Source organism: Amphritea sp. HPY (assembly GCF_050870985.1).
Lineage (GTDB): Bacteria > Pseudomonadota > Gammaproteobacteria > Pseudomonadales > Balneatricaceae > Amphritea.
Genome location: NZ_CP194015.1, coordinates 573,481 through 586,204, shown reverse-complemented (window position 1 = coordinate 586,204; position 12,724 = coordinate 573,481). Strand labels below are relative to the sequence as shown.

The window sequence follows — 12,724 nt, the reverse complement described above, 5'->3', positions numbered from 1 at the left end:
ACAACTACAATAAAAATAATATTAAATAGTCATTTTGCACTTTACTTAACATTCTCCAAACCCCGAACCACAAAAACAAAAAAGCCCCGCTAGTCGAAACTAACGGGGCTAAGCAAATGTTCTCATCGCTGTTGCGGTCGAAAACCGCTAACAGCCCTGAGCCTCATGACAATGACAGCCCTGAGCTTCAAAGAGAGTTTCAATGACGATGACGCATACTCAATATCAGTCATTAAAAGAGAATTAAGTACCGCGCCATACAGCTGACAGACAGGCCTATACTCTGTTTGCAAACCGCTGACGCAGTGAAGCCTTTAACAGGCTTCATTAACCCGATAGCTTATAGAAAAACAGCAAGCCTTATTTCCTGTTTATCGTTGCAACTGAGTCATTCTGTTTCTTTTAAGCACCACAATAAGGAAAATTACTGCCCGATGGGGGAACGTAGCCGGTGACTCCTTAGAAAAATAAAAAAGCGATCGTAACTCCCTTGCGGGAATCAACGATCGCTTTGTTTTTCTAGCTAGCTTTCAAGCCTGATCTTTCAATCTGAAAGATACTCCGATCAACTCAGCTCAAGCAGTACACTCAGGGCTACCGAAAAGATCGCACAGTCGATCAGCTTGGTATTCTGGATATCCCGCAGGGTGTGATGCCAGCGACCCAGCAGGGAGCTGTTCGCCTCCTGCCAGCTTGCCAGTCGCTGTTCAGTACCCGCACCCTTCTTGCCGCTGGCAAGTACGCTTTGGGTCAGGATACGCTGCTGATTATCCAGCTCGATACGGTAGCTGCTCTTCGCCAGTGACTGCCAGTGGTTAACTGCCTGGAACTCGCGAATCTGTTGATCCAGCCAGACCAGGTTGAGGCTGGTACCCAGGCTGAAGTAAGTATTCGCAACATCCGCGACCGCCTCATCGGTCTGATTCGCCACATCGATCACATCCAGTAACCAGTACAAACTTTCAGTAGCAGAACAGAAGGCCGACAAGCGCTCCGGCATACCGGCTTCGGTATAGCGCTGGTATTTCTCTTCCATGCGGTTCGCCGGAATAGTGGTGAGAATCTGATCGGCAGAGACCACCACCTGATCGATCGACTGTTTATAGGTCGCCAGGCAATCGGCCAGATTCAGGCCATCACGGTACTGTCGCATCAGCCAGTGGGTACCGCGGCTCAGCAGCTGGATAAGATCTTTCATCATATCAACCTGCACATCTGCCGGTACCTGATGATCCAGTGCTTCGATCTCGCTCCACAGTGCTTCGATGCCGTAGACTTCACGGGTAACCAGATAGGCCGCTGCTATATGAGCGTAACTCAGGCCAGTGGCATTATGCAGGTTATGGACAAAGGTGATGCCCATCCGGTTGACCAGATCATTAGCGATCTGGGTTGCTGTAATTTCCCGGCGCAGCCGGTGATTACGAATCGCCTCAGGATAGTCCTTAAGTAACCGTTCCGGGAACGCAGTTTCCATCTCACGGGAGAAACCGGCATCGTCAGTGATCCAGGAGTTGATCAAAGCCTGCTTCAGTTCGATCCGGGCATAACAGATCAACACCGACAGCTCAGGGCGGGTAAAGCCCAGGCCCTGCTCTTTGCGCGCCATCAACTCTTTCTCTGACGGCAGGAACTCCAGCGCCGGATCCAGCTTGCCCTCTTTCGTCAGGCTGCGCATCAGGCGGATATAGTCATCGTTAGACTTACGCGCCATGGTTTCGGCGATGTTAAGCGCCTGCGCCTGACGATAGTTGTTCTTCAATACCAGTTCAGACACATCATCGGTCATATCCCGGAGCAACGAATTGCGCTGCTTCATGGTCATATCACCCTGATTCACCAGCTCGTTGAGCAGAATTTTGATGTTAACCTCGTGGTCGGAACAATCCACACCACCAGCGTTATCGATAAAGTCGGTATTAGAAGCACCACCGTTGAGACCGAATTCGATCCGGCCCAACTGGGTGAAGCCCAGGTTACCGCCTTCGCCCAACACTTTGCAGCGCAGCTCATGACCATTGATCCGCAGACCATCATTAGCTTTATCGCCTACTTCGGCATGGGTTTCCTGGGTCGCTTTAACATAGGTACCAATACCGCCGTTCCAGACCATATCAACCGGTGCTTTAAGCAGGGCATTGATAAGGTCATTTGGCGCCAGACGGTCCTCAGCGATATCAAACCGTTGTTTCATCTGCGGCGAGATCGCAATCGATTTTGCGCTACGCAGGAAGATACCGCCACCTTCGCTGATCAGCTTAGCGTTGTAATCGGTCCATGATGAACGGGGCAATGCAAACATCCGCTCACGCTCTTTGAAGGATGGGGCCAGCTCCGGATTCGGATCGATGAAAATATGCATATGGTTGAACGCCGCCACCAGACTAATGGTTTCAGACAGCAACATACCGTTACCAAAAACGTCACCGGCCATATCGCCAATACCGACCACAGTGAAAGCATCTTTCTGGGTATTAAGGCCCTGCTCGCGGAAATGCCGTTTAACCGATTCCCACGCGCCCTTTGCAGTGATACCCATACCTTTGTGGTCATAACCCTGACTACCACCGGATGCAAATGCATCGCCAAGCCAGAAACCATATTCTTCAGATATTCCGTTGGCGATATCAGAGAACGTCGCAGTACCTTTGTCGGCCGCTACCACCAGATATGGATCATCGTCGTCATGGCGCATAACGTTTTCCGGATGCACCAGATCACCACCAATCAGATTATCGGTAATGTCCAGCAACCCGCGGATATAGGTCTTATAGCACTCGATACCTTCGGCCTGAATCTCTTCCCGGCTGCCGTTTTCCGGCTGACGTTTACAGATAAAGCAGCCCTTAGCTCCCATCGGCACGATGACCGAGTTCTTCACCTGCTGAGCTTTTACCAGACCCAGTACTTCGGTTCGGTAATCCTCCATCCGGTCAGACCAGCGCAGACCACCCCGGGCGACCTTACCGGCGCGCAGATGCACACCTTCGATACGTGGCGAGTAGATAAATACTTCAAACTTAGGTTTAGGTTGCGGAATATCCGGAATCGCCTGGGAATCGATCTTGAATGAAAAATAGTCCTTCTCAACACCCTCTTTCGACTGATAGAAGTTGGTCCGCAAGGTAGATTTAATAACCACCAGGAAGCGGCGCAGAATTTTATCGTCATCCAGCGATTCAACACTATCCAGTGCATTCAGGATGCTGTTTTCGATCTGCAGTTCCCGCTCAGTGTCCAGCTTCTCAGCCGGCTTGAAACGGCAGCGGAACAGTTCGACCAGCTGCCGGGTAATCGCCACATTGCGTACCAGCACATCGGCCAGGAACGGCTGAGAGAAACCAAAACGCAGCTGTTTAATGTAACGGCCGTAGGCCCGCAGCATTGCCACTTCGCGCCAGTTCAGGTTGGCCGCGATCACCAGACGGTTAAACTCGTCACTATCAGCCTGGCCATCCCAGACCCGGGCGAAAGCTTCCTGCAGGATAGTTTTCACCTGATCCAGCTCGATGGTGGCCTGGGAGCCGTAACTCACCCGGAAATCACTGATCCAGTGCGAACTGCCATCCTTGCTGTGGATCACATAAGGGTGTTCACTCAGCACCTTTAATCCCAGGTTTTCTAACACCGGAATCACTTCAGACAGGATCAACGGATGATTCATGCTGAACAGTTTGAATTTCAGGATACCGGCGGACTCTTCGAATGAGCGGTAGAAACTCATCGCGATATCAGATTCAGAAACCAGATTAGCAATATGCTGAATATCGTATACCGCATTACCGGTGGAGAAATTCTCTTTATAGGCCGATGGGAAGCCATTGCGGAACCGGTTGATATACCGGCTACCCTGCTCTTCACCATAGACATCAATAAGATTCGCCTGCAGGTCATCATCCCAGGAACGGGAGATCTCCAGAATCTTAGCTTCAATCGTGCTGATATCCACATTACCCTGCTGCTGCGGATCGACGTAAATTACCAGATGAGTACGGGACAAAATCGATTCGGAGATCTGTGCCGTTACTTCAGAATCAACGCCCCCCAGACCTTCATGTAACAACTGCAATACTCTGTTACGCAGCTTAGTGGTGTAAAGATCCCGGGGAATATAGTACAGGCAGGAGTAAAAACGCTTACTGGCGTCCTGTCGTACAAACAGACAGGCACGACGCCGTTCCTGCAGATTAAAGATACCAAAGCTGGTCTCTTTCAGATCGGAGGTATCAGCGAGAACCAGCTCCTCACGTGGCATATCTGTCAGAATCTGAACCAACGCCTTGTGACTGTGACCACCGGGTTCAAAACCACAATCGGACAGAATTGTAATAAGTTTCTGCCGGACTACAGGAATACGCAGCGGGTTGATCAGGAAAACAGCGGATGTGTACAACCCGTAAAAACGGCACTCACCGATCACTTTTCCTTTGTCATCAAAGCGCTTAACTATGATCAGATCACGGTAAGCAGGGCGATGCACCTTAGAACGCTCAACATCTTTACTGAACATCGTCAGACGCGGAGTGCTTACAAACTGCTGCTCAACATCGCTCAGACAACAGACATCCTGCTGCTCCAGTCGCCGCTGGGTACCCAGCTGAGAGCCCTGCACACGGGTCGCCTCAAGCGCCCCCTTAGAATTCTTAATCGTAATCTCTTCGTAACCCTGGAAGATAAAGTGCTCATCCAGCAGCCAGTCCATCAGTTTACGGGCTTCTTTTATCTCGGCACTGTTGGCATCGCGCTGACGCAGCTCCTCTTTCAGGTCGAGTACCTTCTGCTTCATCGGCACAAAGTCTTCGACTACCGCCCTGACATCAGATAAAACCTGAACCAGACTATTGCGTAGCTCATCCAGAGTCTCCTGATTGGAATGGCGATCAATCTCAATATAGACCACTGATTCTATCTGAGAGCTTGCGCTGCGCTCTTTAGCAACACGTATGTTCTTCAGCTTATGGGCTTTAGTTCGCTCGACTGCCAGGACACAATTATTAGTACCGTGGATCGCCAGCTCCCGCCGGTTAAGCTCCATACGCACTGAATCAACAAGAAACGGCATATCACAGTTATGAATCTGCAGTACAGTATGATTCGAGTGCCAGCCGTGCTGCTCATAATCCGGATTAAACACTCGCACTTCCGGCTTAGTGGAATCGTAATGTTGCATCATCTGCCAGTAAGAAAGTGCGGTGGAATAGAGATATTCCTGAGACCGGTTCTGCAACTCTTCTGGAGCAGAAACACTAAAAAACTGTTCAGTAAAGAGCTGCATAGCGCGGGTCAGTGTTTTCGGCACCTGAGCGCAGAGTTTCTCGGTCAGCAGATCCAGAATCTTCGGTTTAGACAGGCCAGCTAAATCGTGCATGTGAAAGTGACTCCAATAGCATTGTATGTGGCGAGAACTGTTCGCCTTTGTTATTTTCCATCCATCTGCACTGGCGCGGTCACAGATCCGCTGGCAGATATTCAATTCCACGTCTAGATATTCATTACTAGTCTAGAATAGGCGGTATTTCAGAGTTTTATTAGTAACCGGCAAAGTATAAGCAATAGACGAAAGTCTTTTTCACTGTATTTTTCATTTTTTTAGTCTTATCCTTCTCATTACTTTACCTCAAACATACGAACATCTAGAAAATTAAAAAGCTATGGATAATCTGGATAAATTAGATCTCGCCATCCTCCGCGAACTGCAGAAGAACGCACGGATTACCGTGACCGAGCTGGCATCACGGGTTGGCTTGTCCAAAACCCCTTGCCAGATCCGTATGCGCCGCCTTGAGGACCAGGGTTATATCCTGGGTTACATCGCCCTGGTGGATCAGAAAAAGCTGGGCACCAAGCATGTTGCTTTTGTTCAGGTTACTCTCAACGATACTAAGACCAAAGCGTTAAAGGCGTTTAATGATGCGGTACGGGCGATTCCCGAGATCGAACAGTGCCATATGATCGCAGCCAACTTCGATTATCTGATGAAGGTACGCACGACCGATATGGAGTCCTATCGCATGGTATTGGGCGAGAAAATATCCTCTCTGCCCCATGTAGCCCAGACCAGTACATTTGTGGTGATGGAAGATGTCAAAGATATCGAGGCCAAACTACTTTGACACTTCCACTCATATTTCAACTACAGCGCTATGCAGACCGACATTTTTCGAGGTCATGGAAAACGTCAAAGATATCGAGGCTAAGCGTCTTTAATGCTTCCACTTATGTTTCAACTACAGCGCTATGCAGACCGTCATTTTTCGCGGTCATAGAAAACGTCAAAGATATCGAAACAAAACTGCTTGACCTTCCTGCAAGCAGTTCATAGCAGTATCCCAACCTGTAATCACTGAGCCGAATACTCTATTGAACCGTAATGCTGTTTTTATGGCACTGACCGTAGTGCTGATGTGGTCGACTGTTGCCAGCGCATTTAAGTTAACCTTGTCGCTTATATCTCCCCTGCAGATGCTCTGGCTGGCGGTGCTGACCAGCTGTATCATTCTGGCGATTACCGCCGGAGTGAAAGGTAAACTGACACTGGCGAGGCAATACCTGACTGAGAGCCCGGCTTATTTTCTGCTATTAGCGTTGATTAACCCGACACTGTATTACCTGATTCTGTTTGCTGCATATGATCAATTACCGGCACAACAAGCCCTGGCACTGAATTACACCTGGGCAGTAGCGCTGAGCATCCTTGCGGTACCTTTCCTCGGCCAGCGCTTTACCCTGAAAAACCTGATCAGTATCGTACTGGCATACTCTGGGGTTCTGGTTATCGCGACCCAGGGTGATTTGCTGGCGTTAAATTTCAAGAATCCTTTTGGCGTGGCATTAGGCCTCGGCAGCTCGCTGTTCTTCGCTTCATACTGGATCATGAACACCCGCAAACCGCGAGATGCAATCGCATCACTGCTACTCTGTTTTGGCCTGAGCCTGCCGATCTTAACCTGCTTAATGCTTTGGCAAGGTGGTTTTAGCGCTATGCCCTGGCAGGCGGTTGGCGGCGGTATATATATCGGTACCTTCGAGATGGGCTTTGCCTTCCTGCTCTGGATGCAGGCGATGCGGATGAGCGATAACACGGCTTTGCTGAGCAATCTGGCATACCTTTCACCGCCTTTATCACTACTACTTTTGGCGGTCATCGTCGGCGAACAGGTAATGATCTCAACGATAACAGGACTGATCATGATAATCTCCGGCGTTCTGTTTCAGCAGTTCCGAAAACGACCCGCTTAATTAAAGCGACTGCATCCCTCTGCGCCACATATTCGCTTCCACCTGACGGCGTCGATAGAGACCGGAATCGGCACCCCATAACCGCTGCATCGAAACTATATCGTCCTCAATTGACGTTAACAGCTGGCGCTGTTCAGCCTGATCAATGCCTGAAGAATAAGCTTCCGCTAACTTATCCCGGATTATCCGCAACTCTTTTCGCCTATCACCAGAAAGGCTTGTTCCCCGGTTAAACACGATACTGACCAGTACCGCACGACAGGATTTCGATAACCGGGATAACTGAGGAAACAGGCTTTCGGTGAGACTAAAGTATTGCGGCATCAGTTGTTCAATAAACACCGGCCAGGCCGCTTTAAATGGCACTTCTATACCCTTATTCCGCAGCTCAGCTGCACCGGACTTGGTGCCCCGTCTGCCAATATAAAGAGCTAATTCATTAATGGCTCCGACAGACAGATACGGCTGCCACAAACCCCGAAAAGAGTGTTCGCTTGCGAAACGCAGATCATAACCCACACCTATAGTGATACCGCTGGCATAACCCGGATAGTGGGGATAGCGACATACCGCATGGTAGTATGCCAAACCACCGGTTTCTTCCCGGGCGATCATCGCCACGCCTTCTGTCGCAAGTGCAGGATAAGGCTCAGGTCGGGAACCAAGCCAATGCTGCAAGACCTGATCAGAGACACCATCGATTGTTAGCCCGGCCATATCCTGCGCATAACACACAGCGCGTTCAGTGCTACCGCCAAAGTCACCATCACAAACCAGCATGGCACCGACACGGTTAAGTTGCTGCTGCAGCTTCACAACCCCAAAGCCTTTACTGCCACGCTGTAAATTCATACCAAATCTCCGTTGGTGAAGTGCTCCTTTTTACATGGATAAGGCTAGGACAGATCGGAGTTTAGTCAAACTACAGTTTAACGAACACAGATTAAAACTGGTGACAGGTTGCAAAGCGACGAACGATAAAACTAACGGGGAAAGTGCAACAGAATCTCCGCAACAATCTCCCTTATGTACCCCATTTTCGCTTCCGGCGTGGGCATCTCTTTACGCCGTGATTCATAGGTTCCCCGCCAGATTAACTGATTCTCAGAATCCAGCACGTCCAGCATAAACACACGTTGTTCATAGTTGAATACAACCAGCTCTTCATCATAGATCCACATAGATCGATGATGACGATAGCTGTAGCTGTTAAACATCGGATAACGATAGTAATCAAGCCGGTCTTCATCCCTGACCCGGTAACCGATCAACATATCCGGCTTATCTTTATCGTATTTAAGCCCTCTTAAACTCAGCTCTTCCGTCAGTGCGGCTTTTACTCTTTTATCCATCAGGCCGTCATCAACTGTACTATACGAAATATCATTGTCTGATGCCCAGCCATAGGTGCTGATAGAGGTGAAATCGAAAGCAGGTTCATAATCAACTCTCACCGGGTTCTGCACACAACCAGCGAGCAACAACAGCGAAAGCACAGTGAAAAGAAAAAATTTCATCAGCTAGCCTCCCGAACTATCCGCTATATCAGTTCTTAATATTTATGGTAGACAACAAAAAGCGGCTGACCTTCTAATAAATCTTCTTTCGCATTTATGCCATTGCTGTACCAAACTAAAAGGGCTTATGGCTGGTATGGATATAAACCACGCAGCCGGCTAGACATTCAAAAATCGTATTCAAGAACAGAAAGGGATACTACAGCAGGTTATTTATGTGGCTATTCCGAGGCAGGTAACGATGCCAGGCGCAAACCAGAAGTATGAGATTGATTCAATTATCCCGGCGACAGGATGGAAAGCCCGCTTTCATACCACGGACGGAGCCCATGAAGAGCAGCCCCTGATATGCTGGACACTGTGTAACTTCGAAGACCAGCACGACGAAAATGCAAAGGAAGTCTTAGGTCTGGTTCTGAGGCAGGGTAAAAGAGTATTGTGCGACTGTGACGAGGGATTTATCGAGTATATACCGCCAAAGAACTGAACTGCTGACTTTCAACCCTTCAGCCCACTTCTGACAGAAAATAAAAAAGTCGCTCAGAGGCGACTTTTTTCTAATAAGCACGATCTGTTACGCGGTATAACGCGCTTCCATAAAACGTGCATGGTCAGCGGCAACGCGACAACCGTAAACACTGACTTCGCCTTTCCAGCGCATCCAGGTAATAAAGTTAGCCGTTGCTTCAATCACTTTAGCCAGCGCAGATTTTTTATCTTCTCGCGCTTCATCGAAGCAGCCCATTGCCTGCAGTTCGCCAGCAATGCGGCGGTCATCACACTCAACACCGGTAAAAACCATTTTATTCATCAGAGGATACCCCAAAGACTGTACAAAAATTCGACGTTAGTATAATACCCATTTGTGCAGCGCACAATATTAGTTAAATGTTTTATATACAACTAAAGTACAACCCAGATCAATACTCTGCTTTGTTTCAGCAAGGGCTAATAGATACCCATATCCAAGCCTGCGGCCATCGTCATACCCAGCTCTTCACATTGCTTAAGAAAGCTCGCCTGCCATTCTCCGCGACACACCAGTGGTGGTTGTATCCAGTTCCAGCGCAACCCGGTACAGATAGCCTCTACCGCACGGCAGGTACCCGTACCATCCTGTCCGGCACGCACATAAAGTGCACAGGGAAGCCCTTGTTTTTGCTCCAGGCAAGGATAGTAGCAGCGGTCAAAGAAATCTTTCATGGCACCGCTCATATAACCGAGGTTTTCAGTCGTGCCGAGGATAATGCCATCACACTCAAGAACATCTTCAGGCCTGGCCTCCAGCGGAGGAATCCAGCGCATTTTCACTTCGGTAATTTCGGGAGCTGAAGCGCCTTTCAGTACCGCTTCGGCCATTAAGCGGGTATTTTCAGATGGCGCATGGGCTACAATCAGTAATGACTTCATCGATTATTTAACTCATTGTTCTGACGGTGAGTTAACTATACAACAGCATTAGCGAGGCGTAATCTTATGCTCATCGACCAGGTTTCGTGATCAGGAGATTGGATTATGAATTTATGGCGTCAAACAGAGGCGACTACAGCCAAGGCTATCCAAAGCGGAGCCTTGCAGCCGATCCCAACCGTTAGTGAAACGGTTTATGAAAATAACTACTGTTACCTGCTGCGCACGCTGGATAATCTGAGACGTAAAGATAACGCACTAAAGAGAATGCAACAGGCTGGCGACAATAACCACAACCCGTTTCTGCCTTACGATCCCGATCTTTTTGTTTGCGAACTTGGTAGTCAGCATGTCTGCCTGTTGAATAAGTTTAATGTCGTCGAACACCATTTATTAATGGTCACCCGAAGCTTCCACCCCCAATCTGAACTGTTAAGTAGGGCTGACTTTAATGCGGCAGCTCTCTGCCTGGCTGAAGTTGACGGCCTTATTTTTTACAATGGCGGCACCGAAGCCGGTGCCAGCCAGCTCCATAAACACCTGCAACTGCTACCTTCAACGCCAGCTAAAGCCCTGCCCTTAGCGACGCAGCTGGATCATTTCTCTGATACCTGCAGCACTAATTCAAACCTGCCCTTCCATCAGGCAGGAATCAAAGTACCGGAGTGGCTATTCGATGACCCTGAACGGGCCGCGCACTGGCTAAATAACCATTACAGTGAATTGTTAAGCCTGCTTCATATCGATATCGCAGGCAGCACCGTCATAACCCCGTATAACTTACTACTCACCAGACGCTGGATGATGTTGGTGCCACGCAGCCTGGAAAGTGTCAGCGGCATATCATTTAATGCCCTGGCATTCTGTGGCGCTGTCCTGGTGCGAACAGATGAACAAGCTGAAGAGCTGAAAGCAATGGGCATCAGTAAAACATTGCGCAGCGTAACGGGAAAGACAGACCGCGGCTACGCCGCTAGCTAGATCGGAAGAAGCAGACCGCCGAACAAGTTCGGCTCGCTAGAAAAAGCCAGATCAAAACCCAAAAACATTCTCGACCAAAAAACACCTCCTTGTAGGAGGCGCGCTGGCATGCCCCTTCGGGTACCTCGCGGCGAGAAGTTAAAGAAGCACTAAGTTTATCGTGACGGGGCGTCACTCCCACGGAAAACCAGTAGCAGGATACGTAATTCCGAGTCGGAGCAGAATTTCGGCAAAGAAAAACCGCCTCTCGAGGGCGGTTTTTGCTTTTTCTAGCTACTAACGAGTGGCGCTTGCGCCACGTTCTAGCTAGCTGAGCTTGCTCAGCGGTCTAGCGAGCCGAACTTGTTCGGCGGTCTGCTATTTTAAGCTCCGCTTAAAAATAGTATTCAGCGGTGAGTTGGATCAGGTCATCCTGTTCGATGGCACTAACCAGCAGATCTTCAGCTTCTCCTGCATTAAACAGGCGACCATCCAGACTCAGTTTCCAGTTATCGCCAAAACGACGGCTGGCCTCAACGAACAAGCTCTCGCTCTGGTAGTCCAGATCGTAACCAAAGCCCGCCAGGAATTCAGTGCTGGCGACATCGTTCAGAGTAATCCGGCTGCCAATAAAGATATCGTTCTGGAATGCTGCGGTAGCATCTTCACCCCGCTCATCCCAGCCGTATTCAACCAGTAATCCCAGGTCGGTTGCTGATTCCTGAATGCCGTAGAAGGTGTACTCCACACCGCCCTGCATTGCGCCGTACTGCTCAGTCTCACTATCCCGCCAGAGCAGTTCCAGTTTCCACAACCAGCTGTCAATCGTTGCCTGGCCGTCAAAACCGATCTGATCAATCTGTTCATAAACAGGAATCAGCACAGACTGACCATTGTTCGTGCCGAGCTCAAACCGGGGATCTCTGTTAGTACCCCGGAACCAGTACAAGCCGAGATCAAACAGATCGAAACTCTGGCTCCAGCGGACAGCAGTATCAACATGATTTTCAGCAGCACCTGACTCATAAACCGCAGCATCGGTATCGACTATCAGGCCACTGCGTAAACGTCCATCCTGGCCTGCAAACGTTCGTTCCCGAAAGCCCGGCAAAACGAACAGATCGACAATACCCCAATCCCTGACCAGCGATAGATTAACCATCGGCTGGCCTAGTTTATCTTCACCATCACTGTCTTCGACAGCATCGGTCTGGTTGATCACATCAACCAGATGGCTGAATTCGGTCACTCCCCAGAAGACTTTGCGTATACCGGTGCGCAGCTCCCAGTCTTCACCGACATGAATCCAGCTCAGCTCTCGGATATCACCGTGACTGCGCTCATCATCACGCTGATCAACACGGTAGTAAGGCGTGAATGTCAGACTGTCGCCGCCATCGTTCCACTCCCAGAACAGCTCCGGTTCAAATGCGGCAGCTGCCGAGGAGCGATAGTCCTGCCCGGTAAACTGACCTTCGTCAGCATAGCCTCGCAACTCAGCCGAAACCTTACCGGAGAACTCAAAGAACACCTCATCTGCCTGACTGGCTGCAGGAAGCAGCGCCAACAGGCTCAGCGCAATCGCCTTCAGCTGCATA

General features: G+C 49.5%; 10 protein-coding genes. 4 read left to right on the top strand and 6 right to left on the bottom strand.

The window, feature by feature from the left end:
* Positions 1–565: 565 nt before the first annotated feature.
* Positions 566–5,368 carry an NAD-glutamate dehydrogenase gene (locus ACQUQM_RS02415; RefSeq protein ID WP_432472887.1) on the bottom strand — a complete coding sequence of 1,601 codons (4,803 nt, stop codon included), beginning with the start codon at positions 5,366–5,368 and terminating at the stop codon, positions 566–568.
* 283 nt (positions 5,369–5,651) lie between these two features.
* On the opposite strand from ACQUQM_RS02415, the gene ACQUQM_RS02410 reads away from it, so the two are divergent.
* Positions 5,652–6,113 (top strand): Lrp/AsnC family transcriptional regulator, encoded by a 462-nt coding sequence (locus tag ACQUQM_RS02410; protein ID WP_432472886.1) that lies wholly within the window; start codon positions 5,652–5,654, stop codon positions 6,111–6,113.
* 268 nt (positions 6,114–6,381) lie between these two features.
* Positions 6,382–7,239, top strand: a complete 858-nt coding sequence (locus tag ACQUQM_RS02405; RefSeq protein WP_432472885.1) for a DMT family transporter — start codon at positions 6,382–6,384, stop codon at positions 7,237–7,239.
* Here the strand turns inward: ACQUQM_RS02405 and ACQUQM_RS02400 are convergent, their stop codons facing one another.
* Together ACQUQM_RS02400 and ACQUQM_RS02395 are read right to left on the bottom strand one after the other, a co-directional pair.
* Positions 7,240–8,091, bottom strand: coding sequence for a peptidoglycan-binding protein (locus tag ACQUQM_RS02400; protein WP_432472884.1), 852 nt, complete (start codon positions 8,089–8,091; stop codon positions 7,240–7,242).
* 131 nt (positions 8,092–8,222) lie between these two features.
* Positions 8,223–8,756 (bottom strand): DUF4136 domain-containing protein, encoded by a 534-nt coding sequence (locus ACQUQM_RS02395; RefSeq protein ID WP_432472883.1) that lies wholly within the window; start codon positions 8,754–8,756, stop codon positions 8,223–8,225.
* Positions 8,757–8,997: 241 nt separating this feature from the next.
* Here ACQUQM_RS02395 and ACQUQM_RS02390 point away from each other — a divergent pair, with 241 nt between their 5' ends.
* Complete coding sequence (locus ACQUQM_RS02390; RefSeq protein ID WP_432472882.1) at positions 8,998–9,243, top strand: DUF6253 family protein; 246 nt, start codon at positions 8,998–9,000, stop codon at positions 9,241–9,243.
* Between the two features lie 87 nt (positions 9,244–9,330).
* Here the strand turns inward: ACQUQM_RS02390 and ACQUQM_RS02385 are convergent, their stop codons facing one another.
* Positions 9,331–9,567, bottom strand: coding sequence for a hypothetical protein (locus ACQUQM_RS02385; protein WP_432472881.1), 237 nt, complete (start codon positions 9,565–9,567; stop codon positions 9,331–9,333).
* Positions 9,568–9,704: 137 nt separating this feature from the next.
* Positions 9,705–10,166 carry a flavodoxin family protein gene (locus tag ACQUQM_RS02380; protein WP_432472880.1) on the bottom strand — a complete coding sequence of 154 codons (462 nt, stop codon included), beginning with the start codon at positions 10,164–10,166 and terminating at the stop codon, positions 9,705–9,707.
* Between the two features lie 105 nt (positions 10,167–10,271).
* Here ACQUQM_RS02380 and ACQUQM_RS02375 point away from each other — a divergent pair, with 105 nt between their 5' ends.
* Entirely contained in the window at positions 10,272–11,147 is an 876-nt protein-coding gene (locus ACQUQM_RS02375; RefSeq protein WP_432472879.1) for an ATP adenylyltransferase family protein, read from the top strand.
* Positions 11,148–11,520: 373 nt separating this feature from the next.
* On the opposite strand, the gene ACQUQM_RS02370 is transcribed toward ACQUQM_RS02375, so the two are convergent.
* Positions 11,521–12,723 (bottom strand): hypothetical protein, encoded by a 1,203-nt coding sequence (locus tag ACQUQM_RS02370; RefSeq protein WP_432472878.1) that lies wholly within the window; start codon positions 12,721–12,723, stop codon positions 11,521–11,523.
* Position 12,724 lies beyond the last annotated feature (1 nt).